A 22936-nucleotide genomic window follows, 5' to 3' on the forward strand; every position below is an offset into this window, starting at 1 on the left:
TGTTTGAAGCCCGGGCCCGTTGTGGTTTAACAATCGCTCAAAGGAATACACATGGAATGGCTGACCAACCCTGAAATCTGGGTTGCCTTCTTCACCCTGACCGCCCTGGAAATCGTCCTGGGTATCGATAACATCATCATGATTTCGATCCTGGTCAGCCGCATGCCCAAACACATGCAGGCACGCACCCGGATTTTCGGTCTGGCGCTGGCCATGATCACGCGAATCCTGCTTTTGCTGTCGATCACCTGGGTCATGCGCCTGACGGCGGACCTGTTCGTAGTATTCGGCCAGGGTATTTCCGGACGCGACCTGATCCTGTTCTTCGGTGGTCTGTTCCTGCTGTGGAAAAGCTCGCAAGAGATGTACCACGCACTGGAAGGTGAAGACGAAAGCCACGACGAGCCTTCGGGCAAGGGCGGCAACTTCCTCTACACCATCATCCAGATCGCGATCATTGACATCGTGTTCTCCCTCGACTCGGTGATCACCGCGGTCGGCATGGTGTCCCACGTACCGGTCATGGTCGCGGCAATCATCGTGGCCGTGCTGGTGATGATGTGGGCATCGGGCACCATCAGTGAGTTCATCGACAAGCACCCATCGCTGAAGATGCTGGCGTTGTCGTTCCTGCTGTTGGTCGGCACCGTGCTGATTGCCGAATCCCTGGACGTGCACGTGCCAAAAGGCTACGTCTACTTCGCCATGGCGTTCTCGCTGGCTGTGGAAGCGATCAACATCAAGATGCGCACCGCCATTGCGAAAAAGAGGAAACAGCAGGATCCGGTAAAGCTGCGCAAGGACATTCCGGGCCAGTAACCCGAAAACTGTAAATACGCAAAACCTGTGGGAGCGAGCCTGCTCGCGATAGCGGTCTGTCAATCAACATCCATGTTGAACCTGATGGCCTCATCGCGAGCAAGCTCGCTCCCACAGTGCTTTGTGTGGCTGGAAGACCGCCCTTTTTCATGACAGTTTTGTTTCAATCCCTTCTTTGGCTATGCGATGCTGGCGCGCAGACCGTTAGCCAACTACAGCTTAAGTACAGAACGTAGAACGTCGCGCGGTACCGTCAACTTGCTCCTTTGGGGCGCTACACCACAGGGGGTCATTATGCTCACCCTGCTCAATTTGCTTTCTGCCGTGGCCCTGCTGATCTGGGGCACGCACATCGTCCGAACCGGCATCCTGCGGGTCTACGGCACCAACTTGCGCCATGTCATCAGCCATAACATGACCAACCGCTGGCTGGCTTTCCTCTCTGGGATCGCCGTGACGGCAATGGTCCAGAGTAGCAACGCCACCGCCATGCTGGTCACTTCGTTTGTCGGCCAGGGCCTGATGGCGCTTACGCCGGCGTTGGTCACCATGCTCGGTGCCGATGTCGGTACGGCCCTGATGGCGCGGGTGCTGACGTTCGATCTGTCGTGGTTGTCGCCCCTGCTGATTTTTGCCGGGGTGATTTTCTTTCTGTCGCGCAAGCAGACCCGACTCGGACAGATGGGCCGTGTCGCCATTGGTTTGGGGTTGATCATTCTGGCGCTGCAACTGATTGTCGAAGCCGCGCACCCGATTACCCATGCCAAAGGGGTGAAGGTGATTTTCGCCTCGCTCACCGGCGACATCCTGCTCGACGCCCTGGTCGGCGCGTTGTTCGCGATGGTTTCCTATTCCAGCCTGGCCGCTGTGTTGCTGACCGCGACCCTGGCGGGCGCCAATGTGATCAGCCTGCCTGTGGCCATCGGGTTGGTGATCGGCGCCAATATCGGCAGCGGCGTACTCGCCTTTCTCAGCACCAGCATGCAGAACGCCGCCGGACGCCAAGTGGCGCTGGGCAGCCTGCTGTACAAACTGATTGGTCTTTTATTGATCATTCCGGTGCTCGATCCGCTGGTGCACTGGCTCGATGGCCTGGATTTCAGCCCTCAGGAAATGGTCATTGGCTTTCACCTGCTCTACAACACCGTGCGCTGCCTGATCCTGCTGCCCAGCGTCGGGCCGATGGCCAGGTTTTGTGCCTGGGTGCTGCCGGAGCGCCCGCTGGCCAACGGTACGGCCAAGCCCCGGCACCTTGACCCCACGGCGTTGGTCACCCCCGGTCTGGCGCTGGCCAACGCGGCCCGGGAAACCCTGCGCATGGGCGACCTGATCGACAGCATGCTCGAAGCCATGCTCGACGTTTTGCACGGCAAGCAAACCGCCGTCACCCAGGAAATGCGCCGCCTTACCGATGATGTCGAAGCGCTCTACAGCGCGATCAAGTTGTACCTGGCGCAAATGCCCCGGGAAGATCTCAGCGATCAGGACAGCCGGCGCTGGGCGGAAATCATCGAACTGGCGATCAACCTGAAACTGGCCAGCGATTTGATCGAACGCATGCTGCGCAAGGTCCAGCAGCAGAAAACCTCGCAGCGCCGGTCGTTTTCCGAAGTCGGGCTGGACGAATTGACCGGGCTGCAAACTCAGTTGATTTCCAACCTGCGGCTCGGGATGTCGGTGTTTCTCAGTGGCGACCCGGAAAGTGCCCGCCAGCTGGTGCGTGAAAAACGTCGTTTCCGTGCACAGGAACGGCGCCTGGCTCACGCTCATGTCAGCCGCTTGCAACTTAAAATCGTGCAAAGTATCGAAACCAGTTCGTTGCACCTGGAGCTGATCGCTGACATGAAACGTCTGAATTCGCTGTTTTGCAGCAGTGCCTACGTGGTGCTGGAAACATCGGACACCGGTGCGCTGGTGGTCGACGATTTGAGCGACATCACTCATTCACCCTGAACGTCCACAGTTACCTGAAGTCTGTTGAACTTACGCTTGCCGTACGGAAGCTCGTTATGCGTTGTCTGTTGTTCGCCTGCCTGTTGCTTGGTTCATTCCCGTCATTCGCCCTCGATCGCTTCCAGGTCGAGGGCTATACCCTGCGCAACGGTTTGCAGTTGCTGCTCAAGCCCGGCACTGACCGCGGGCATGTGGCGATCCGGCTGGTGGTCGGCGTTGGCCTGGACGATTTCAAGTGCGAAGAAAAGGAGCTGCCGCATCTGCTGGAACACCTGTTGTTCAGCGGAATCGATGCCAGCGGCGAAGGTGGCCTGGAAGAACGCATGCAGGCCCTGGGCGGCGAGTGGAACGCGTTCACCAGCAATGCCGATACAACGTTCGTCATCGAAGCCCCGGCGAAAAACCAGCGTAAGGTGCTCGACCTGTTGCTGGCGCTGCTGACCCAGACCCGCTTCGACGACAGCGCCATCAACGCGGCCAAGCAATTGGTCGAGCGTGAAGACGGCGGCCACTACTCGCACCTGCAACGCTGGCTCGATCGTCAGGACCTGGGCCACACGGCCAGCAAACAACTGGCCGTGGAACTGGGCCTCAAATGCCCGGAGCGTGCGCAAGTCGATGACCTGACCCGTGAGCAGCTGGAGCGGGTGCGCAAGGACTGGTATGCGCCGAACAATATGACCCTGATCGTGGTCGGCGACCTCGACAAGTTGTTGCCGGCCTATCTGGATCGGGCGTATGGCGCGCTGGAAGCGATTACGCCTGGCGAGCATCCGCCGCTGCCGCAAATCCAGGCCAGCGCAGCCCATGAGCGCACTTTGCCCCACGGTCTGGTCGGCAACGGCGCCAAGTTGCACTGGCTGGTGCCGGAGCCGGTACTGGAGGATGGGCACGATGAAACCTTCGATTTGCTCAAGGACTATCTGGATTGGGCGCTCTATCGCCAGTTACGCCTGGCTCACGGTTTGTCCTACGGCCCATGGGCGGAGCGCGAGGTGTTCGGCGGCGTGGGTTTCATGAGCCTCAATGCCGACCTTGAGCGCGACGACGTGGCCGATGCCGAACAAGTGCTCGAGGACCTGAAGGCCGGCCTGCTCAAGGACGGCCTCAATGCCAACACCTTCAATCGCCTCAAACAGGCCGCGATCGCCCGCCAGGCCTGGGCCGCACAAGGTAACAGCGCGTTGGCCGACTACTACTGGAGCGCCATCGGCAACTACGAGGACGGTCGCTTCACCAACCCGGCCCGGGAGCTGCAAGGGGTGACCCTGGAAGAGGCGAACAAGGCCGTTCGTGAATTGCTCCTGCAACCGGGGTATTTGCGGATCGAGAAGCCGTTGTTCAGTTATGACCAAGTGATGTGGCTGGTGGTCGGTGGGGTGGGCTTGATCGTGTTGATGCTGGTGGGCTGGCGTTTGCAGCGCAGGAAATAACCATTCCAACTGGCGGGCGACTAACTGTGGCGAGGGGGCTTGCCCCCGTTGGGTCGCGAAGCGGCCCCAAAATCAGCGATTCCGATCTTAAAGATGCATTGCAGTAATCAGCTTCACGACTGCTTCGCAGCCGAACGGGGCGGTGCGGCGATTCGACAAGCCCCCTCGCCACAGGGCCGCACCAGCGGTACCCTGTCGAGGTTTTTTCCTACGACGACTGTGAAACCACCGAATGCAAAACCTGACCCTTTTCGTACAGCGCATCCTCGAATTGATGAAGCGGTACCCTGGGGTCATTGCGCTCTTTGGTTTCATCTCCGGGGTGGGCAGTTTCATTCTGGTCGATCGCCAGCAAGGCCTGGCGAGCTGGATCACCACCATCATGCTGATCAGCTGGATCTGGCTGATGCTGGAAAACAGCCTGACCAAGCTGTTCACGCGCATCTTCAAGCGCGAAATCCCGGAACCCTTGCTGCGATACGCAACGCAGATGATCCATCAGGAAAGCCTGTTCTTTGTCCTGCCGTTCTTCTTCATCACCACGACGTGGAACAGCGGCCAGCTGATTTTCACCGGGCTGCTGGGCGTCGCGGCGCTGATTTCGATCATCGACCCGCTCTACTACAAATGGCTGGCACCGCGGCGCTGGGCGTTTCTGGCCCTGCACACCCTGACCCTGTTCGCCGCGCTGCTCACCGCCTTGCCGGTGATCATGCACCTGACCACCGCGCAAAGTTTCAAATGGGCACTGGGTATCTCGGTGCTGTTGTCGTTCCCGAGCCTGGCGTCGATCTTCCCGATTCGTACCCTGCGCAGTGCGCTGGCGATCTTGAGTATCACCCTGGGCATCGGCGCCTTTGGTTGGGCGCTACGCTCGTGGGTGCCGCCGGCGACACTGTGGATGACCGACGTGGCCATCAGCACGCAGATGCAAGACCGCACGCCGGGTGCCAGCCTCGACGAAGTCAGCGCCGAACAGATTCGCAATGGCGGGCTCTACGCGTACACCGCGATCAACGCCCCGCGTGGCCTGGGCGAACGGATTTATCACGTCTGGCAGTTCAACGGTAAAGAGGTCGACCGCATCCCCCTGGATATTCGTGGCGGGCGCAAGGAAGGTTACCGGGCCTGGACCCACAAGCAGAACTTCCCGGGCAGCCCGGCCGGCAAATGGCAGGTTCGGGTGCTGACCGAAGATGGCCAGGTCATCGGCGTGCTGCGCTTCAAAGTCACGGACAGCACAGCGATCAAAGAAAAGTAATCCGGTTCGTGCTATTACGTAAATCTGCGTAATCACTGAACAAGCACGGAGCTTATGATCAGCAGCACGATGGCCGGCAACGCCCGATTGGACACGTCGATTACCCCTGCGCGGTTGCGGGTGACGGGCGACTGGACGCTTGCCCATTACGCTGACCTCAAGCTGTTGAGCGAAAAACTCCACGGCCAGTACGATGCCAACACCCCCATCGACCTCAATGGTCTCGGCGCCCTCGACACCGCCGGCGCCTCGCTGTTGGTCGAGCTGCTTGGCTCCGAGCGCCTCGGTCGCTCCGCCGAACATCCTGATTGCACACTCTCTGCCGCCGATCGGGCGTTGCTGCAAACTGTCTACTGTTCGTTGACCGATTTCTGCGTACCGATCAAGGAACCGGAGGTCAGCGTTTCCATTCAGTTGCTGACCCGCATTGGCCGCGCGGTGGACACCGTCTGGCAGGACACCCTGCAACTGCTGGGTTTCGTCGGCCTGATCATCGAAACCATCGCCCGCGGCCTGTTCCGTCCCAAGCGCTGGCGCGTTACGCCGATGATCGCCCACATCGAACAGACCGGTCTCGACGCCGCCCCCATCGTTGCGTTGCTGACTTTTCTGGTGGGCGCCGTGGTGGCGTTTCTCGGGTCGACGGTGCTGGCCACTTTCGGCGCCACCGTCTTCACCGTGGACCTGGTGGGGTTTGCCTTCCTGCGCGAGTTCGGTGTGTTGCTGACCGCGATCCTGATGGCCGGGCGCACCGCCAGTGCGTTCACGGCGCAAATCGGTTCGATGAAGGCCAACGAGGAAATCGACGCCATCCGCACCCTGGGCCTCGACCCCGTGGAGTTGCTGGTGGTGCCGCGGGTCCTGGCGTTGCTGATCGCCCTGCCGATGCTGACCTTCCTGGCGATGCTGTCGGGGATTATCGGCGGTGCCGTGGTCTGCGCGGTGGCGCTGGATATCTCGCCGGCGATGTTCCTGTCGCTGCTGCAAACGGACATCGGCGTTCAGCACTTTCTGGTGGGGATCGTCAAAGCGCCGGTCTTCGCCTTCCTCATCGCCGCCATCGGTTGCCTCGAAGGCTTCAAGGTCAGTGGCAGTGCTGAGTCCGTCGGTGCCCACACCACATCGAGTGTGGTGCAGTCGATTTTCGTGGTGATCGTGATGGATGCGATCGCCGCGATGTTTTTCATGGAGATGGGTTGGTGAGTCGTGTCCCCAGAGCGCCCTCCGAGGCGGTGATTGAAGTCCGTGGGCTGTGCAACCGCTTTGGCCGCCAGAGCGTGCACGAGAACCTCGACCTGGACTTGTACAAGGGTGAGATCCTCGCCGTGGTCGGCGGCTCTGGCAGCGGCAAATCGGTGCTGTTGCGCAGCATTGTCGGGTTGCGCCAGCCCAGTGAAGGCGTGGTGAAAGTCTTCGGGAAAAACCTGCCGACCTTGTCCGAGCATGAGCGCTCTCTGGTGGAGCGGCGATTCGGCGTGCTGTTCCAGAAAGGCGCGCTGTTCTCTTCGTTGACCGTGACCGAGAACGTCGCCCTGCCGCTGATCGAACACGCCGGCTTGAGCCGCAACGACGCCGAGCACCTGGCGGCAGTGAAAATGGCCCTGGCCGGGTTGCCGCTGTCGGCGGCGGAGAAGTACCCCTCGTCGCTGTCCGGCGGCATGATCAAGCGCGCCGCCCTGGCCCGGGCGTTGGCGCTGGACCCGGACATCCTGTTTCTCGATGAGCCCACCGCCGGTCTCGACCCGATCGGCGCCGCCGCGTTCGACCAATTGATCCTGACCCTGCGCGATGCCTTGGGCCTGAGTGTCTTTCTGGTGACCCACGACCTCGATACGCTCTACACCATCACCGACCGGGTGGCTGTGCTGGCGCAGAAAAAAGTGCTGGTGGCGGACGCCATCGACAAGGTGTCGGAAACCGACGACGCGTGGATTCACGAATACTTCCATGGCCCTCGCGGCCGCGCGGCATTGACGGCCGCCCAACAGCTCAAAGAGGTCTGACATGGAAACCCGAGCCCATCATGTATTGATCGGCCTGTTCACCGTGATTGTGGTGACGGCCGCGTTGCTGTTCGGCCTGTGGCTGGCCAAGTCCAGTGTCGACACCGAGTTCAAGGACTACGAAGTCGTGTTCAACGAGGCGGTCAGCGGCTTGTCCAAGGGCAGTTCGGTGCAGTACAGCGGGATCAAGGTCGGCGATGTGATCTTGCTGCGGCTGGACCCGAAAGACCCGCGTCGGGTGCTGGCGCGAATTCGCCTGGCCGGTGATACCCCGGTCAAGGAGGACACCCAGGCCAAACTGGCCCTGACCGGCGTCACCGGGACTTCGATCATCCAGCTCAGCGGCGGCACGCCACAGAGCCCGACGCTCAAGGGCAAGGACGGCAACCTGCCGACCATCGTCGCCTCGCCCTCGCCCATCGCCCGCCTGCTCAATGACAGCGAAGACCTGATGGCCGGGGTGACCACGCTGATGCATAACGTCAACCTGATGTTCTCCACGGAAAACATCGAGCGCATCAGCAACACCCTGGAGCACCTGGAGCAAACCACCGGGGCCATTGCCGAGCAGCGCGGCGATATCCGCCAGGCCATGCAGCAACTGGCGTCGGTGGGCAAGCAGGCCAACACCATGCTGGAGCAGACCACGACGCTGATGCGCAATGCCAACGGGCTGCTCAACGAGCATGGCAAGGAGGCGCTGGGCAGCGCCGAGCAGGCGATGAAGTCGCTGCAGGAGAGCAGTGCCACCCTCAACAAACTGATCACCGCCAATCAGGATTCGCTCAACAGCGGCATGCAAGGCCTCAATGGCCTGGGCCCGGCCGTGCAGGAGATGCGCGAAACCCTGTCCTCGCTGCGCGCCATTACCAAACGCCTGGAGGCCAACCCCAGCGGTTACCTGCTGGGCGGTGACAAGACCAAGGAATTCACGCCATGAAGCTGATTCGGATTGCCCTCCTCGCTGGCTTCACGCTGATCGGTTCGTGCTCGATCCTGCCCAAGCCCGAACCCTTCGAGGTCTATCGATTGCCGTCGGCCCAGAGCGCATCGGCCAGCCATGGCACGCCGCAGCGCTGGTCGCTGCGCCTGAGCAAATTCCAGTCCAGCGAAGCGTTGAACAGTCCGAACATTGCAGTGATTCCCCAGGGCGATGTGATCAGCCACTACAAGGGTTCACGCTGGAGCGATCCGGCGCCGGTGCTGGTGCGCAATCGTCTGCTGGAAGGTTTCCAGCATGACGGGCGGGTGCCGTTGTTGAGCACCGATGACAGTATTTTCCAGACCGATCTTGAATTGGGCGGCAGCCTGCTGGCGTTCCAGACTGAGTACCAGGGGCCGAATGCCAGTGCGGTCGTGCGTCTGGATGCATTGCTGGTGCGCAGTTACGACCAGCGCATCCTCGCCAGCCGCCGCTTTGAAGTGCGCCAGCCACTCAGCGATGTGCAGGTTCCGGCGGTGGTGGTCGGGTTCGGTCAGGCGAACGATCAGTTGACCGCGCAGGTGGTGAATTGGGCGGTTGAGCAAGGACAACGATTGGCCCCGCCACCTCGGCCCTGAGGCCTGCACAATCCCCCTGTAGGAGCGAGCCTGCTCGCGAAAGCGGTGTGTCAGACACATTGTTCTTGAATGTGAAGCCGTCATCGCGAGCAGGCTCGCTCCTACAAGGGAGCGTCGTATCAGCGCAAAAACGCCCGGTGCATCTCTTCCAGCGTTTCAAAGTGATACGCCGGCGCTTCGGCGCTCAACTCTTCGTGGCTGCCGAACCCGTAACCCACCGCTGCCGCGTCCAGCCCGTTGCTGCGTGCGCCGATCAGGTCGTGCTTGCGGTCGCCGATCATCAGGGTGTTGGCCGGGTCCAGGTTTTCTTCGGCCATCAGGTGAGCGATCAACTCGACCTTGTTGGTCCGGGTGCCGTCCAGTTCGCTGCCGTAAATCACCTTGAAGTGTTTGGCAAAGTCGAAATGCCGGGCGATTTCCCGGGCGAACACCCAGGGTTTCGAAGTGGCGATGTACAGCTGCCGCCCTTGTCCGCACAGGGTTTCCAGCAGCGGCGTGACACCATCGAACACGCGGTTTTCGTAGAGGCCGGTGACCTTGAAGCGCTCGCGATAGAAATTCACCGCCTCCCACGCCCTGGCTTCATCGAAGTCGTAGAACTGCATGAACGCTTGCAACAGCGGCGGGCCGATGAAGTGTTCGAGTTTGGCCAGGTCCGGCTCATCGATACTCAGTTTGCCCAGGGCGAACTGGATCGAACGGGTGATGCCCTCACGTGGGTCGGTGAGGGTGCCATCGAGGTCGAACAAAACGGTTTGGTAATGCATGTCGAATCCTGAAAAAGGGGGCAGGTCAAAGCTGGTCGTAGCCTTCGGCCAGATGCAGGTCCTTGAGCTTCACGTAGTTCGCCGCGCTGTAGGTGAAAAAGGCGCGTTCCTTGTCAGTCAATGGGCGGATCTGCTTCACCGGGCTGCCCACATACAGGAAGCCGCTTTGCAGATGCTTGCCCGGTGGCACCAGGCTGCCGGCACCGATGATCACGTCATCGTCGACCACCGCACCGTCCATGACGATGCTGCCCATGCCGATCAACACCCGGCTGCCCACCGAGCAGCCATGCAGCATGACCTTGTGGGCGATGGTCACGTCATCGCCGATCAGCAACGGAAAGCCATCGGGGTGGAACGGCCCGGCGTGGGTGATGTGCAACACGCAGCCATCCTGCACGCTGGTGCGCGCGCCGATGCGGATGCGGTGCATGTCGCCACGGATCACTGTCAGCGGCCAGACCGAGCTGTCTTCGCCAATTTCAACGTCACCGATCACCACCGCCGAGCCGTCGACAAAAGCGCCTTTACCCAGCAGCGGCGTGTGGTTCTGATACTTGCGAAGGTTCACGATAGGGTTTCTCTCTGTTGCTGATAGCTGCGGTGAACGTCGATTGTAATTAAGATGGCTGCATGTTTCTCCAGCCAAGGTATCAACCGTGAGCGTGAACAACCCTCTTTTGCAGTCCTATGACCTGCCTCCGTTCTCCGCCATCCGCGCCGAACACGTACAACCGGCCATTGAACAGATCCTGGCTGACAACCGTGCCGCCATCGTCGAGATCCTCAAGACCCAGGTCAAACAGCCAACGTGGGCTGGTCTGGTGCTGGCGATGGACGAACTCAACGACCGCCTGGGCGCCGCCTGGAGCCCGGTCAGCCACCTCAATGCCGTGTGCAACAGCGCCGAACTGCGCGAAGCCTACGAGTCGTGCCTGCCGGCCTTGAGCGCCTATTCCACTGAAATGGGTCAGAACCGCGAGCTGTTCCAGGCCTTCGAAGCCCTGGCCAACAGCCCGGAAGCCGCCGGTTTCGACGTGGCGCAGAAAACTATCCTGGAACACTCCCTGCGTGACTTCCGTCTGTCGGGTATCGACCTGCCGGAAGCCGAACAGAAGCGTTACGCCGAAGTGCAGAGCAAGCTGTCCGAACTGGGCAGCCGTTTCTCCAACCAGTTGCTCGATGCCACTCAGGCCTGGACCAAGCACATCACCGATGAGGCCGCCCTCGCCGGCCTGACCGACTCGGCCAAGGCGCAAATGGCCGCCGCGGCTCAGGCCAAGGATCTGGACGGCTGGCTGATCACCCTGGAATTCCCGAGCTATTACGCGGTGATGACCTACGCCCATGACCGCGCATTGCGTGAAGAGGTTTACGCCGCGTACTGCACCCGTGCGTCGGACCAGGGCCCGAATGCCGGCCAGAACGATAACGGCCCGGTCATGGAAGAAATCCTCGACCTGCGTCAGGAACTGGCAAAACTCTTGGAATTCAGCAGTTTCTCCGAGCTGAGCCTGGCGACCAAAATGGCTGAGTCCAGCGATCAGGTGCTGAGTTTCCTGCGCGACCTGGCCAAGCGCAGCAAGCCATTCGCCGCCCTGGATCTGGAACAGCTCAAGGCTTACGCCGCCGAACAAGGTTGCCCGGATCTGCAAAGCTGGGACAGCGGTTTCTACGGCGAAAAACTCCGTGAACAACGCTACAGCGTGGCCCAGGAAGCCCTGCGCGCCTACTTCCCGATCGACAAGGTGCTCAGTGGTCTGTTCGCCATCGTCCAGCGCCTGTACGGTATCGAGATTGCCGAGCAGAAAGGCTTCGACACCTGGCACCCGGATGTCCGCCTGTTTGAAATCAAGGAAAACGGCCAGCACGTCGGCCGCTTCTTCTTCGACCTCTATGCCCGCGCCAACAAGCGTGGCGGTGCGTGGATGGATGGCGCACGCGACCGTCGTCGCACCGCTGGTGGTGTATTGCAAAGCCCGGTGGCCAACCTGGTGTGCAACTTCACCCCGGCCGACAGCGGCAAGCCTGCGCTGCTGACCCACGACGAAGTCACCACCCTGTTCCATGAGTTCGGTCACGGCCTGCATCACCTGCTGACCCGCGTCGAGCATGCTGGCGTGTCCGGCATCAACGGCGTGGCCTGGGATGCGGTCGAGCTGCCAAGCCAGTTCATGGAAAACTGGTGCTGGGAGCCGGAAGGCCTGGCGCTGATTTCCGGTCATTATGAAACCGGCGAGCCGCTGCCCCAGGACTTGCTCGGGAAAATGCTCGCGGCGAAAAACTTCCAGTCCGGCCTGATGATGGTTCGCCAACTGGAGTTCTCGCTGTTCGACTTCGAACTGCACGCCACTCACGGCGACGGCCGCAGCGTGCTGCAAGTGCTCGAAGGCGTGCGCGACGAGGTCTCGGTGATGCGTCCGCCGGCCTACAACCGTTTCCCCAATAGCTTTGCGCACATCTTCGCTGGCGGTTACGCAGCGGGTTACTACAGCTACAAATGGGCTGAAGTGCTGTCGGCCGATGCGTTCTCGAAGTTTGAAGAAGAAGGCGTGCTCAACGCCGCCACCGGTCGTGCGTTCCGCGAAGCCATCCTGGCTCGTGGCGGCTCCCAGGAGCCGATGGTGCTGTTCGTCGACTTCCGTGGTCGTGAGCCATCAATTGACGCACTCTTGCGCCACAGCGGCCTGAGTGAGGACGCGGCAGCATGAGTGAGGGACCTGTGATTACGAAAAAACGCTTTATCGCCGGGGCGGTCTGCCCGGCATGCAGCGAGCCGGACAAATTGATGATGTGGAATGAAGACCAGGTCCCGCACCGAGAGTGCGTGGCTTGCGGTTACTCCGACACACTCAATGAGCAAGGGCTGTCGGTGCCCAAGGAGTTGGGTACGCGGGTTAATACCAGCGCACTCAAACCAGCCGACACCAAGGTTCAGGCGGTTCAGTTCTTCCCGAATCCGAAACTGAAGAAAAAGCCTGACGAACAGCACTGAGTGAAAAAAGCCCCCGTTGCGCAATGCTACGGGGGCTTTTTTTATTCGATATGAGCGGACTTGAACCAGTTCTTCATTGAACACGCGGCGAACGGGCTGGTGCTGCAATCACCATTGGCCAGGGCGGTGCGCAGTTTTTCCACGTCGGCCTGCATCATGTAGCGAATGCCGTCCTTGAAGTGGGTGCTGTCGCCAAAGCCGCCCTGGGTCATTTCGTTCAGGGCCTCCTCCTTGCTCCAGCCCTGGATGACAACCCGGTACATGGCTGCCATCAGGCCGGTACGGTCGGAGCCGTGTTTGCAATGCATCAGTACCGGGCCTTTGGCTTCGGCAGACTGAATGGCGCGCAAGGCCTTGAGCACATCGGCGTCATCCACATGGTTGGTGCGATAAGGCAGCTGTACTTGCGTGATGCCTGGCGTGGACAACCAACTGGAGTCTGCTTCAGGCAGGAAGTTGATCACCGTGCCCACCTTGAGTTTTTCCAGCAGTGGCACCGCGCCCTTGTCCGGCAAGGCGCTACGATAGAGCGTCGGCGACATCTGGAAGAGGTTGTATCGCTTCTCTACCTGTTGAGCCCAGTCTGCCGGACGCTGCATTACACCGTCGTCAGCAAGTGCCGGTGTCAGGTTAACGAGTGCAACCAGCGACAGGCATATTGCAGATAAAAAACGTGGGAGAAGCATGCTTGAGCGACCGTTCAGAAAGGGACGGGAAGATGGCGGCAGGATCAGCCATGCACGGTCAAAGGCCTGTGAGCTGACTGTCAAAGAATCGTGAAGCCTGCGCTCTATAGTTTCAGTTTGATGAATGCTTTGAGCAAACCGTTCAGTTCGGCCCCATAGTCAAACACCTGTCCAGTTACAGGGTTGCGCTCACAACCTTCGAAAGGCGAGCCGGAATCCGCAGATTTGGTCTCGTACACACCGAGGCTATGCAGTTGATGATCCTCTTCATCAATGTCAAATACCTCAACATCTACTCGAAGCTCGGGTGGTTCAGCGGGAAGACGATGATAAAGGTACGCTATGCCCTCTGGAGAAATTATTTGTTGATGATAAAAAGCGAGTCAAAGTTGTGTAAAGGCGGCAATGTCATTTTCGTCGATACTATTGTCTGGAATGATATTGATATCGGACCATGGATCAAACTCGAGCTTTGAAGTCTTGCCATCATCCTTAATATGGAGTGTCACGGAGGGAGCACTTGCGAGAGCATCAGAAAACTGCTCCATTATTTTGTTTGGATACTCGTCTGCCCTTATTAGCTTGATGACGACCTGCACATCTTCTGGCGTTTCTATTTCTTGTAGATAGGCACCGGTTTTTATGGGAGTGGACATTTTTTATCCTCGAGGCTGTCTGGAGTGCATGCGGGAGCCCGCATGCATTCGGCAATAGCGCCTTCCAGTGATTGGAAAGTCAGGGCTCAGGGATTGACGATACTGGCATAAGCCTTTGCCAGCGCCTGCAACTTGGCTTTGTCGTCGGCACCGATGTTTCCGTCTCCATCGACATCCTTGCCAACGGCCCTGATGCTGAACGAGTTACCACGGTCTGTGGAAACAGCAGTGTAAAACTCCGAGTCGACCAGGCGTTCAATTTGAACATTGTTTGCCGCATCCCAACTCAACTCTTTTTGAGCCAGTTGCAGCGAAACCAGTGTGTTGGGCTCCGAAGGGCTCGGTTGCATGAGTTGCAGAAAGATGCCGCGCTGATTAAAGAAAGACATTAATAAATCCTTTTATTTGATTGCTGTCGAGGGTGTTGCTTGTCGGGCTGAATATACGGTTGGGTATTGGATCTAACCACTGACTATATGTTTCCTCAGTTTTCTCATCATTGATGAACAAGTAACTCACGACGCCCCGTCGCCAGATGAAGGGCTGAGCGGTACTGGTTGATTCGCAGCATGTCGTATACTGTATGGATATACAGATCAAGGAGTCCGCCGATGGTTAGCCCTTTGCCTCCCCGTGGCCGCGGCACTGCAACCAACCCGCACAACCGCTTTGCCCCCAGCCATTCGGTGGTTGAGGACGACGGCTGGTACCAGGAAGTACTACTCACTCAAGGCACCGAGGTGAGCATTGAAACGGCGAAAACCATCATTACCCGTAACACGTCGCCGGACTTGCCCTTCGACCGATCGATCAATCCCTATCGCGGTTGCGAGCATGGCTGCATCTACTGCTACGCGAGGCCAAGCCATGCCTATTGGGACATGTCGCCCGGGCTGGATTTCGAAACCAGACTCATCGCCAAGACCAACGCCGCGCAGGTGCTGGAGGAACAACTCTCAAGACGTGGGTATCAATGCGCGCCGATCAACCTCGGCTCCAACACCGACCCCTATCAGCCGATCGAGCGTGAATACAAGGTCACCCGGCAAACCCTCGAAGTGCTCCTGCGTTACCGACACCCCGTGACCATCGTTACCAAGGGTTCGCTGATTCTTCGCGACCTGGACCTGCTGACCCAGCTTGCCAGCCAAAGACTGGTGGCGGTAATGATCAGCCTGACCACACTGGACGACGAACTCAAACGTATCCTTGAACCCCGCGCCGCAGCGCCCAAGGCCCGGTTGCGGGCGATCAGGGTCATGCGCGAGGCAGGCATTCCGGTGGGCGTGCTGTGTTCACCGATGATTCCGATGATCAACGACAGCGAACTCGAAAGCCTGCTCACCGAGGCCCAGGCGGCCGGGGCGCAAAGTGCTGCCTACATGATGTTGCGCCTGCCGCTGGAAGTAGCGCCGCTGTTCGAAGAATGGCTGGGCGCCCACTATCCGCAACGGGCGGCGCATGTGCTGAGCCTGATTCGCCAGAGCCGTGGCGGTGAACTCTACGACAGCCGCTTTGGTGCTCGAATGCGCGGTGAAGGTCCCTTCGCCGACCTGCTGGCACAGCGCTTTGCCAAAACCATCAAGCGCCTGGGGCTCAATCGCCGGGAAGGCTTTGACCTGGACTGCAATGCCTTTTGTCCACCCGGTCGCCAAATGTCATTGATTTGAGGACAATTGGCCTATGGTTGAGTACTGAAGATCGCGCTCACGCCTTAGGCTGGTCACGTTTTTTGTGACCTGGAACACGCATTCCAGAGCGTTTTATTCAGTTTCAATTAAGATTCGGCCGCTACCTTGTTCATCGAGTGACTGATGGGTCGAGATTTTTCGCCTGGATGTTTTTTAACCAGCCACTGGCTTCACACCGGACCACACGGGAAGACTCCCTGAGCCCGCCAATGAGGATGAATTGATGAGTGACAAGGATAAACAGCCGTTGGCTGCGTCGGCTTCAGCCCAACCCGAGGCCGAAACCGCCGATGCAGCGTTGCAGCATATCGTTGACGGCTTTTTGCATTTTCATCATGAGATCTTTCCTCAGCAGGAAGAGCTCTTCAAGAAGCTCGCCACGGCCCAGCGGCCACGAGCGATGTTCATCGCCTGCGCCGACTCGCGCATCGTTCCCGAGTTGATCACCCAAAGTTCCCCCGGTGATCTGTTCGTGACCCGTAACGTCGGCAACGTCGTGCCGCCCTACGGGCAAATGAACGGCGGTGTTTCCACGGCCATCGAGTACGCCGTACTGGCTCTTGGGGTGCATCACATCATCATTTGCGGGCATTCCGACTGCGGCGCGATGCGCGCGGTACTCAACCCGGACAGTCTGGAAAAAATGCCCACGGTCAAAGCCTGGCTGCGTCATGCCGAAGTGGCCAAGACCATGGTGCAGGAGAACTGCAACTGCTCTAGCGAAAGCGAAAGCATGCACATCCTCACCGAGGAGAATGTGATCGCCCAATTGCAGCATCTGCGCACCCATCCGTCGGTGGCTTCGCGCATGGCCAACGGTCAGCTTTTTATTCACGGCTGGGTCTACAACATCGAAACCAGTGAAATCAAAGCGTACGACGCCGATCAAGGCTGTTTCCTGCCACTCAATGGCAGCCTGCCAATTCCCGTGGCGACGCCCAAAGCGCGCTTCTAAACCCTCCTAAATCGTTGTGTGGTTCATCCGCGGCTGCCGTTCAGGCAGCCTGGCTTTGCCATGCCTGAAGAAAACTTCGGGAGACTCACCATGCGTGCTGCTCGACTCAAAGCTGTTCTGCCACGGGAGCTGCTGGCTTCGGTGGTTGTGTTTCTGGTCGCCCTGCCCCTGTGCATGGGCATTGCGATTGCCTCGGGGCTGCCGCCGGCCAAAGGACTGATCACCGGCATCATCGGTGGTCTGGTGGTCGGCTGGTTGGCCGGCTCGCCGCTGCAAGTCAGCGGTCCGGCGGCGGGCCTGGCCGTTCTGGTATTCGAGTTGGTCCGCCAGCACGGCATTGCCATGCTCGGGCCGATTTTGTTGCTGGCGGGTTTGTTGCAACTGGTGGCTGGCCGTTTGAAGCTGGGCTGCTGGTTTCGGGTGACGGCACCTGCGGTGGTGTACGGCATGCTGGCCGGGATTGGCGTGTTGATCATCCTGTCTCAAGTACATGTGATGCTGGATGCCGTGCCCAAACCCTCGGGTCTGGATAACCTGGCGGCCTTCCCGGCGGCGATGGCTCAGGCGTTGCCCTCGTTTGGCTGGCAAGCCGGGTTGCTCGGTTTGTCGACAATCGCTGTCATGTGGCTGTGGGAGAAATTCCGTCCGCAATCCCTGCGCTTCGTTCCTGGCGCGCTACTTGGCGTCGGTCTGGCCACGCTTGCCAGCCTGGTGCTGGCGTTGCAGGTCAAACGGGTTGAGGTTCCGGCCAACCTGACGGAGGCCATCGACTGGCTGAAGCCCGCGGATCTGCTCAACCTAGCTGATCCGACCTTGCTGATCGCGGCGTTTGCCGTGGCCTTCATCGCCAGCGCCGAAACCTTGCTTTCAGCCGCCGCGGTTGATCGCATGCACAGTGGTCAGCGCTCGGACTTCGACCGGGAATTGTCGGCGCAAGGTATCGGCAACATGCTGTGTGGCCTGCTTGGGGCGTTGCCGATGACCGGCGTAATCGTACGCAGTTCGGCGAATGTTCAGGCCGGAGCAACCACGCGCTTTTCGACCATTTTCCACGGCCTGTGGTTGTTGGCGTTCGTACTGCTGCTGTCCAGCGTGCTGCAAAGCATTCCGGTGGCGAGCCTGGCGGGCGTGCTGGTTTACACCGGTTTCAAGCTGGTGGATCTCAAGGTTTTCCGTGGTTTGGGCCGGTATGGTCGGGCGCCGATGTTCACCTATGCGGCAACCGCACTCGCCATCGTTTTCACCGACCTGCTGACCGGCGTGTTGATTGGCTTCGGTTTGACGCTGGTGAAACTGGCGCTGAAAGCTTCGCGGTTGAAAATCAGCCTGATCGACCTGCCGCAGGAAGGGGAAATGGAATTGCGCCTGGCAGGCGCGGCTACCTTCCTCAAAGTGCCGGCGCTGACCCAGGTGCTGGGTAGCATTCCGCCAGGCGCGACGGTGCATGTGCCGCTCAATAACCTGAGCTACATCGATCACTCGTGTCTGGAGTTGCTGGAGGAATGGGGCCGGGCGAACGCGGCCAAGGGTTCGAAGCTGTTGATTGAATCGCGGGGATTGAAGCGCAGGCTCGAAGGCAGGGTTCGTACCAACACGGGCATAGGTGCGGCTGGCTGAGGTCCAATGTGGGAGCGAGCTTGCTCGCGATGGGGGCGTATCAGTCAACATTGATGTTGAATGACATGGCCCCATCGCGAGCAGGCTCGCTCCTACAGGTTCTGTGTTGAACTCTGGATCAAGCCGCTGGCTGATCCAGTTCCAGGCCTACACCCAAGCGGCGGGACATGCACGGCCAGCGTTTCCACGCGGCGCCGGTGTCCGGGCTGTTGAGCTTCTCGCGGTAGGCTTCTACCGATTCCAGTGCGAAGCTTTCGTCGTTGAGCATCTCGTCGATGGCGTGATGCACCACTTCGTCCAGTTGGTTGGCGAACGACTCACCGATCAATTGGTGAGCAATCAGGTTGGCGACAGTCATGTCCAAGGGGATCAGTGGCTGGCCGAAATGCTTGATGTACAGGTCGTTGACCTCTTCGACAAACCGGTGCGCCAGATAGGCCTCATCCAGCAGGCTGTCGAGCCCGACATGGCCGGCCATGATGGCTGGCGGCTGCAGGAAGTACTGCTCGGCGATTTTCAGTACCGGTTTGATCTGTGACTCAATGCCCGCTTCCCTGGCGACTTCATTGGCTGCATCCAGCAGATCGGGCACTTCTTCGATGTAGGCGGCGACAAATCGCGTCAGTACGCCGTTTGTATCGGTCTCCGGCAATTGGATCGCCGGGTGTAGATGAGGCAATTTACTTTCCAGCTGACGCGTCAGCAGGCCGGTCTCGGCTTCGTGTTGTTGGGCTTTTTGGATCTGCTCGCGCAATGCGGCGGTGTTCATGAAAACTCCAGGAAACAAGGCAATGAAATAGGGAAGACATAACTTAGCTGGCTTACGAAAAATGCTAAGACGCATTTGTCATAATTATTTCATCCTTGAGACGGCCCCGTTATATCGGTTTGCCACCACTCGTCTGCATCCTTCTCCATTCGTGCCCTGCAACGCAAGTTAATGCTGTTTCAGATCATTTACGCCTTCGCATTGCGAGGTGAGAGTCGCTGTCTATACTCGGGGTGGAATGGAGTTAGCTGATGACGCCCGACTGCATATGCAGCAAGGCCCGGTGCTCAAGTTCGTAGTCTGATGCAGCCGCTCCCTTGCCGCAGGTGAAAGCCGGCGGGATAACAAGAACGATAAGGGGAACCCGCAATGATGCGACATCCACATGTCTGGATGGGCCTCCTGTTGTGGTCGATTTTCAGTCAGGCGCAAGCGGCCTGGACTGTGAATATGGCGCCTGGAGCGACTGAAATCAGTCACGCAGTATTCGACCTGCACATGATCATTTTCTGGATCTGTGTGGTGATCGGCATCATCGTATTTGGTGCCATGTTCTGGTCGATGATTCTCCACCGCCGCTCGACCGGGCAGGTGGCCGCCAAATTTCATGAAAGCACCACCGTCGAAATCCTCTGGACCATCGTGCCCTTCCTGATCCTGGTGGCCATGGCGATTCCCGCTACCGCGACCCTGATCAAGATGTACGACGCCAGCGAGCCGGAAATCGATATCCAGATCACCGGCTATCAGTGGAAGTGGCACTACAAATATCTGGGCCAGGACGTCGAGTTCTTCAGCAACCTGACCACCCCTCAGGATCAAATCCACAACAAGGAAACCAAGGGCGAGCACTACCTGCTCGAAGTCGACAAGCCATTGGTGCTGCCGGTCGGCGCCAAAGTGCGCTTCCTGGTGACCTCCGCCGACGTGATCCACTCATGGTGGGTGCCGGCTTTCGCGGTCAAGCGCGATGCGATTCCCGGGTTCGTCAATGAAGCCTGGACCCGCGTCGACAAGCCCGGCATCTACCGTGGCCAGTGCGCCGAGTTGTGCGGCAAGGATCACGGCTTCATGCCGACCGTGGTCGAGGTCAAGGAAAAGGCCGATTACGAAAAATGGCTGGCCGAGCGCAAGACCGAGGCCGCGCAGCTCAAAGAGCTGACCAGCAAGGAATGGACGCTCGAGGAGCTCAAGGAACGCGGCGACAAGGTCTATCACACCACCTGCGTGGCCTGTCACCAGGCCGAAGGCCAGGGCCTGCCGCCGATGTTCCCGGCACTCAAGGGCTCGAAAATCGCCACCGGACCGAAAGACGCTCACCTGAGCATTGTCTTCCACGGCAAGCCTGGCACTTCCATGGCCGCGTTCGGCAAGCAACTCTCGGAAGTCGATATCGCAGCGGTCGTGACCTATGAACGTAACGCCTGGGGCAACAACAAGGGCGACATGGTCACGCCTAAAGAAGTGCTGGAGCTGAAACAGGCGGAAAGCAAATGACCCGGTCTATTGCGCACCTAAGGAACCGGTCGGGGCTACGCACCCCGGCCTGCCCAGCCCATCTGTTTGCAGGAGACAGAACATGACTGCTGTAATCGATGAACATGTTCATACCGCCACCGACCACGCCCACGGCCCCGCCAAAGGCCTGATGCGCTGGGTGCTGACTACCAACCACAAGGATATCGGTACGCTGTACCTGTGGTTTGCATTCTCCATGTTCCTGCTTGGCGGTTCGTTCGCGATGGTGATTCGCGCCGAGCTGTTCCAGCCAGGGCTGCAGATCGTCCAGCCGGAATTCTTCAACCAGATGACCACCATGCACGGCCTGGTGATGGTCTTCGGTGCGGTGATGCCGGCCTTCGTCGGCCTCGCCAACTGGATGATCCCGCTGATGATCGGCGCGCCGGACATGGCTCTGCCGCGCATGAACAACTTCAGCTTTTGGCTGTTGCCGGCGGCGTTCCTGCTGCTGGTGTCGACCCTGTTCACCCCCGGTGGCGGGCCGAACTTCGGCTGGACGTTCTACGCGCCGCTGTCGACGACCTACGCGCCGGAAAGCGTGACCTTCTTCATCTTCGCCATTCACTTGATGGGGATCAGTTCGATCATGGGTGCGATCAACGTGATCGCCACCATCCTCAACCTGCGCGCCCCCGGCATGACGCTGATGAAAATGCCGCTGTTCGTCTGGACCTGGCTGATCACTGCGTTCCTGCTGATCGCGGTGATGCCGGTACTGGCCGGTTGCGTGACGATGATGCTGATGGACATCCACTTCGGCACCAGTTTCTTCAGTGCCGCCGGTGGCGGAGACCCGGTGCTGTTCCAGCATGTGTTCTGGTTCTTCGGTCACCCCGAGGTGTACATCATGATCCTGCCTGCGTTCGGTGCCGTCAGCTCGATCATTCCGGCCTTTTCGCGCAAGCCACTGTTCGGCTACACCTCGATGGTCTACGCCACGGCGAGTATCGCGTTCCTGTCGTTCATCGTCTGGGCGCACCACATGTTCGTGGTCGGCATTCCGCTGGTGGGCGAGCTGTTCTTCATGTACGCCACGTTGCTGATTGCGGTGCCGACGGGCGTGAAGGTGTTCAACTGGGCCAGCACCATGTGGCAGGGTTCGCTGACGTTCGAGACGCCGATGCTGTTTGCCGTGGCGTTCGTGATCCTGTTCTCCATCGGCGGTTTCTCCGGGTTGATGCTGGCCATCGCCCCGGCGGACTTCCAGTACCAGGACACCTACTTCGTGGTCGCGCACTTCCACTACGTGCTGGTGCCGGGGGCGATCTTCGGGATCTTCGCCTCGGCCTATTACTGGATGCCGAAATGGACCGGCCACATGTACGACGAAACCCTCGGCAAGCTGCATTTCTGGCTGTCGTTCATCGGCATGAACCTGGCCTTCTTCCCTATGCACTTCGTGGGACTGGCGGGCATGCCGCGGCGGATTCCGGACTACAACCTGCAGTTCGCCGACTTCAACATGGTGTCGTCGATCGGCGCATTCATGTTCGGTGCCACGCAGATCTTCTTCCTGTTCATCGTGATCAAGACCATTCGCGGCGGCCCGCCGGCACCGGCAAAGCCGTGGGATGGGGCTGAAGGTCTGGAGTGGAGCATTCCGTCACCGGCGCCATATCACACCTTCACCACGCCGCCGGAAGTGAAATGAAAACCCTCGTTTCCACAAGGGGCGCTGTGGAGGTCCGAAGTCATGGCTGACTCGATTTCGATGAAGAAGCTGGTCACGCGCCTGCTGACCGTGGTGGTGGCAATGTTTGTGTTCGGGTTCGCACTGGTGCCGATCTACGACGTGATGTGCAGGGCCTTCGGCATTAATGGCAAAACTGGCGGGCAGTACGAGGGTGAGCAAACGGTCGACACCTCGCGCCAGGTGCGCGTGCAGTTTCTGTCGACCAACACCGCCTACATGCCGTGGGACTTTTACCCCAAGCATGACGAATTGACCGCGAACCCGGGGGCGGTGAACGAGATGATCTTCATCGCTCACAACCCCACCGATAAGCCGATGAGTGCCCAGGCCGTACCGAGCATTGCGCCGAGCACCGCGGCGGCGTACTTCCACAAGACCGAATGCTTCTGCTTTACCCAGCAAGTGCTGCAGCCCGGTCAGCGGATCGAGATGCCGGTACGTTTCATCGTTGACCGTGACATGCCCAAGGATGTGAAGCACCTGACGCTGTCCTACACGCTGTTCGATATCACCGCCCGACATCCACCGGTAGCTGTAAACACTGGCGGCTGAGCGTG

22 protein-coding genes are annotated in these 22936 nt (G+C 59.4%); 16 read left to right on the forward strand and 6 right to left on the reverse strand.

The genetic code is table 11. The annotated features are described in order from the left end of the window. The first annotated feature begins 51 nt into the window (after nt 1-51). The 8 genes from AC3IX1_RS00180 (at nt 52) to AC3IX1_RS00215 (ending at nt 9029) form a co-directional block, all read left to right on the forward strand. Nucleotides 52-819 (forward strand): TerC family protein, encoded by a 768-nt coding sequence (locus tag AC3IX1_RS00180; RefSeq protein ID WP_489386667.1) that lies wholly within the window; start codon nt 52-54, stop codon nt 817-819. A gap of 294 nt (nt 820-1113) precedes the next feature. After that, entirely contained in the window at nt 1114-2772 is a 1659-nt protein-coding gene (locus AC3IX1_RS00185) for a Na/Pi cotransporter family protein (RefSeq protein ID WP_489386668.1), read from the forward strand. A gap of 56 nt (nt 2773-2828) precedes the next feature. Next, nucleotides 2829-4205: a M16 family metallopeptidase gene (locus AC3IX1_RS00190; protein ID WP_489386669.1), complete on the forward strand. Its 1377-nt coding sequence runs from the start codon at nt 2829-2831 to the stop codon at nt 4203-4205. A 232-nt stretch (nt 4206-4437) separates the two neighbouring features. Further along, complete coding sequence (locus AC3IX1_RS00195; protein WP_489386670.1) at nt 4438-5466, forward strand: DUF5924 family protein; 1029 nt, start codon at nt 4438-4440, stop codon at nt 5464-5466. Between the two features lie 54 nt (nt 5467-5520). Then, nucleotides 5521-6669, forward strand: coding sequence for an ABC transporter permease (locus AC3IX1_RS00200; protein ID WP_489386671.1), 1149 nt, complete (start codon nt 5521-5523; stop codon nt 6667-6669). Further along, nucleotides 6666-7469 (forward strand): ABC transporter ATP-binding protein, encoded by an 804-nt coding sequence (locus AC3IX1_RS00205; RefSeq protein WP_489386672.1) that lies wholly within the window; start codon nt 6666-6668, stop codon nt 7467-7469. Before AC3IX1_RS00200 ends, AC3IX1_RS00205 begins: the two co-directional genes overlap by 4 nt. A 1-nt stretch (nt 7470) precedes the next feature. Continuing rightward, nucleotides 7471-8409 (forward strand): MlaD family protein, encoded by a 939-nt coding sequence (locus tag AC3IX1_RS00210; RefSeq protein WP_489386673.1) that lies wholly within the window; start codon nt 7471-7473, stop codon nt 8407-8409. Then, nucleotides 8406-9029, forward strand: a complete 624-nt coding sequence (locus tag AC3IX1_RS00215) for an ABC-type transport auxiliary lipoprotein family protein (RefSeq protein ID WP_489386674.1) — start codon at nt 8406-8408, stop codon at nt 9027-9029. The genes AC3IX1_RS00210 and AC3IX1_RS00215 overlap by 4 nt, the downstream gene beginning before the upstream one ends. Before the next feature lie 119 nt (nt 9030-9148). Here the strand turns inward: AC3IX1_RS00215 and AC3IX1_RS00220 are convergent, their stop codons facing one another. After that, on the reverse strand, nt 9149-9796 hold the full coding sequence (locus AC3IX1_RS00220) for an HAD family hydrolase (protein WP_489386675.1): 648 nt from the start codon (nt 9794-9796) through the stop codon (nt 9149-9151). A gap of 25 nt (nt 9797-9821) precedes the next feature. Further along, the gene (locus AC3IX1_RS00225; RefSeq protein WP_489386676.1) at nt 9822-10367 is read right to left on the reverse strand and encodes a gamma carbonic anhydrase family protein; all 546 of its coding nucleotides are present in this window, start codon (nt 10365-10367) and stop codon (nt 9822-9824) included. Between the two features lie 88 nt (nt 10368-10455). Here AC3IX1_RS00225 and prlC point away from each other — a divergent pair, with 88 nt between their 5' ends. Beyond that, nucleotides 10456-12507: an oligopeptidase A gene (prlC, locus tag AC3IX1_RS00230; RefSeq protein WP_489386677.1), complete on the forward strand. Its 2052-nt coding sequence runs from the start codon at nt 10456-10458 to the stop codon at nt 12505-12507. Beyond that, nucleotides 12504-12791, forward strand: coding sequence for a YheV family putative zinc ribbon protein (locus AC3IX1_RS00235; RefSeq protein WP_008018424.1), 288 nt, complete (start codon nt 12504-12506; stop codon nt 12789-12791). Before prlC ends, AC3IX1_RS00235 begins: the two co-directional genes overlap by 4 nt. 41 nt (nt 12792-12832) lie before the next feature. On the opposite strand, the gene AC3IX1_RS00240 is transcribed toward AC3IX1_RS00235, so the two are convergent. From AC3IX1_RS00240 to AC3IX1_RS00250, 3 genes are all read right to left on the reverse strand, one after another. Further along, nucleotides 12833-13477, reverse strand: a complete 645-nt coding sequence (locus AC3IX1_RS00240) for a dual specificity protein phosphatase family protein (protein ID WP_489386678.1) — start codon at nt 13475-13477, stop codon at nt 12833-12835. A 383-nt stretch (nt 13478-13860) separates the two neighbouring features. Then, a complete protein-coding gene (locus AC3IX1_RS00245; RefSeq protein WP_489386679.1) occupies nt 13861-14133 on the reverse strand; it encodes a hypothetical protein in 273 nt (90 codons plus the stop codon). 86 nt (nt 14134-14219) lie between these two features. Continuing rightward, a complete protein-coding gene (locus AC3IX1_RS00250; protein ID WP_489386680.1) occupies nt 14220-14522 on the reverse strand; it encodes a hypothetical protein in 303 nt (100 codons plus the stop codon). A 222-nt stretch (nt 14523-14744) separates the two neighbouring features. Here AC3IX1_RS00250 and AC3IX1_RS00255 point away from each other — a divergent pair, with 222 nt between their 5' ends. The 3 genes from AC3IX1_RS00255 (at nt 14745) to AC3IX1_RS00265 (ending at nt 18396) form a co-directional block, all read left to right on the forward strand. Next, nucleotides 14745-15803: a PA0069 family radical SAM protein gene (locus tag AC3IX1_RS00255; protein ID WP_489386681.1), complete on the forward strand. Its 1059-nt coding sequence runs from the start codon at nt 14745-14747 to the stop codon at nt 15801-15803. Nucleotides 15804-16047: 244 nt separating this feature from the next. Beyond that, nucleotides 16048-16779 carry a carbonic anhydrase gene (locus AC3IX1_RS00260; RefSeq protein WP_008045785.1) on the forward strand — a complete coding sequence of 244 codons (732 nt, stop codon included), beginning with the start codon at nt 16048-16050 and terminating at the stop codon, nt 16777-16779. A 90-nt stretch (nt 16780-16869) separates the two neighbouring features. Continuing rightward, nucleotides 16870-18396, forward strand: coding sequence for a SulP family inorganic anion transporter (locus AC3IX1_RS00265; RefSeq protein ID WP_489386682.1), 1527 nt, complete (start codon nt 16870-16872; stop codon nt 18394-18396). Between the two features lie 118 nt (nt 18397-18514). Here AC3IX1_RS00265 and AC3IX1_RS00270 read toward each other — a convergent pair whose 3' ends face one another. After that, entirely contained in the window at nt 18515-19165 is a 651-nt protein-coding gene (locus tag AC3IX1_RS00270) for a hypothetical protein (protein WP_489386683.1), read from the reverse strand. A gap of 369 nt (nt 19166-19534) precedes the next feature. Here AC3IX1_RS00270 and coxB point away from each other — a divergent pair, with 369 nt between their 5' ends. The 3 genes from coxB (at nt 19535) to AC3IX1_RS00285 (ending at nt 22931) form a co-directional block, all read left to right on the forward strand. After that, nucleotides 19535-20662, forward strand: a complete 1128-nt coding sequence (gene coxB / locus AC3IX1_RS00275) for a cytochrome c oxidase subunit II (RefSeq protein ID WP_489386684.1) — start codon at nt 19535-19537, stop codon at nt 20660-20662. An 82-nt stretch (nt 20663-20744) separates the two neighbouring features. Next, the gene (gene ctaD / locus AC3IX1_RS00280) at nt 20745-22337 is read left to right on the forward strand and encodes a cytochrome c oxidase subunit I (protein WP_056726727.1); all 1593 of its coding nucleotides are present in this window, start codon (nt 20745-20747) and stop codon (nt 22335-22337) included. A gap of 42 nt (nt 22338-22379) precedes the next feature. Further along, nucleotides 22380-22931 carry a cytochrome c oxidase assembly protein gene (locus tag AC3IX1_RS00285; protein ID WP_489386685.1) on the forward strand — a complete coding sequence of 184 codons (552 nt, stop codon included), beginning with the start codon at nt 22380-22382 and terminating at the stop codon, nt 22929-22931. The last annotated feature ends 5 nt before the right edge of the window (nt 22932-22936 follow it).

The organism is Pseudomonas sp. KH_046_2 (assembly GCF_057838985.1).

What these genes read in the sequence shown, in the direction of transcription:
- AC3IX1_RS00180 (WP_489386667.1), top strand. Translation starts at nt 52, where the DNA reads ATGGAATGGCTGACCAACCCTGAAATCTGGGTTGCCTTCTTCACCCTG.
- AC3IX1_RS00185 (WP_489386668.1), top strand. Translation starts at nt 1,114, where the DNA reads ATGCTCACCCTGCTCAATTTGCTTTCTGCCGTGGCCCTGCTGATCTGG.
- AC3IX1_RS00190 (WP_489386669.1), top strand. Translation starts at nt 2,829, where the DNA reads ATGCGTTGTCTGTTGTTCGCCTGCCTGTTGCTTGGTTCATTCCCGTCA.
- AC3IX1_RS00195 (WP_489386670.1), top strand. Translation starts at nt 4,438, where the DNA reads ATGCAAAACCTGACCCTTTTCGTACAGCGCATCCTCGAATTGATGAAG.
- AC3IX1_RS00200 (WP_489386671.1), top strand. Translation starts at nt 5,521, where the DNA reads ATGATCAGCAGCACGATGGCCGGCAACGCCCGATTGGACACGTCGATT.
- AC3IX1_RS00210 (WP_489386673.1), top strand. Translation starts at nt 7,471, where the DNA reads ATGGAAACCCGAGCCCATCATGTATTGATCGGCCTGTTCACCGTGATT.
- AC3IX1_RS00215 (WP_489386674.1), top strand. Translation starts at nt 8,406, where the DNA reads ATGAAGCTGATTCGGATTGCCCTCCTCGCTGGCTTCACGCTGATCGGT.
- AC3IX1_RS00220 (WP_489386675.1), bottom strand. Translation starts at nt 9,796, where the DNA reads ATGCATTACCAAACCGTTTTGTTCGACCTCGATGGCACCCTCACCGAC.
- AC3IX1_RS00235 (WP_008018424.1), top strand. Translation starts at nt 12,504, where the DNA reads ATGAGTGAGGGACCTGTGATTACGAAAAAACGCTTTATCGCCGGGGCG.
- AC3IX1_RS00240 (WP_489386678.1), bottom strand. Translation starts at nt 13,477, where the DNA reads ATGCTTCTCCCACGTTTTTTATCTGCAATATGCCTGTCGCTGGTTGCA.
- AC3IX1_RS00245 (WP_489386679.1), bottom strand. Translation starts at nt 14,133, where the DNA reads ATGTCCACTCCCATAAAAACCGGTGCCTATCTACAAGAAATAGAAACG.
- AC3IX1_RS00250 (WP_489386680.1), bottom strand. Translation starts at nt 14,522, where the DNA reads ATGTCTTTCTTTAATCAGCGCGGCATCTTTCTGCAACTCATGCAACCG.
- AC3IX1_RS00255 (WP_489386681.1), top strand. Translation starts at nt 14,745, where the DNA reads ATGGTTAGCCCTTTGCCTCCCCGTGGCCGCGGCACTGCAACCAACCCG.
- AC3IX1_RS00260 (WP_008045785.1), top strand. Translation starts at nt 16,048, where the DNA reads ATGAGTGACAAGGATAAACAGCCGTTGGCTGCGTCGGCTTCAGCCCAA.
- AC3IX1_RS00265 (WP_489386682.1), top strand. Translation starts at nt 16,870, where the DNA reads ATGCGTGCTGCTCGACTCAAAGCTGTTCTGCCACGGGAGCTGCTGGCT.
- AC3IX1_RS00270 (WP_489386683.1), bottom strand. Translation starts at nt 19,165, where the DNA reads ATGAACACCGCCGCATTGCGCGAGCAGATCCAAAAAGCCCAACAACAC.
- coxB (WP_489386684.1), top strand. Translation starts at nt 19,535, where the DNA reads ATGATGCGACATCCACATGTCTGGATGGGCCTCCTGTTGTGGTCGATT.
- ctaD (WP_056726727.1), top strand. Translation starts at nt 20,745, where the DNA reads ATGACTGCTGTAATCGATGAACATGTTCATACCGCCACCGACCACGCC.
- AC3IX1_RS00285 (WP_489386685.1), top strand. Translation starts at nt 22,380, where the DNA reads ATGGCTGACTCGATTTCGATGAAGAAGCTGGTCACGCGCCTGCTGACC.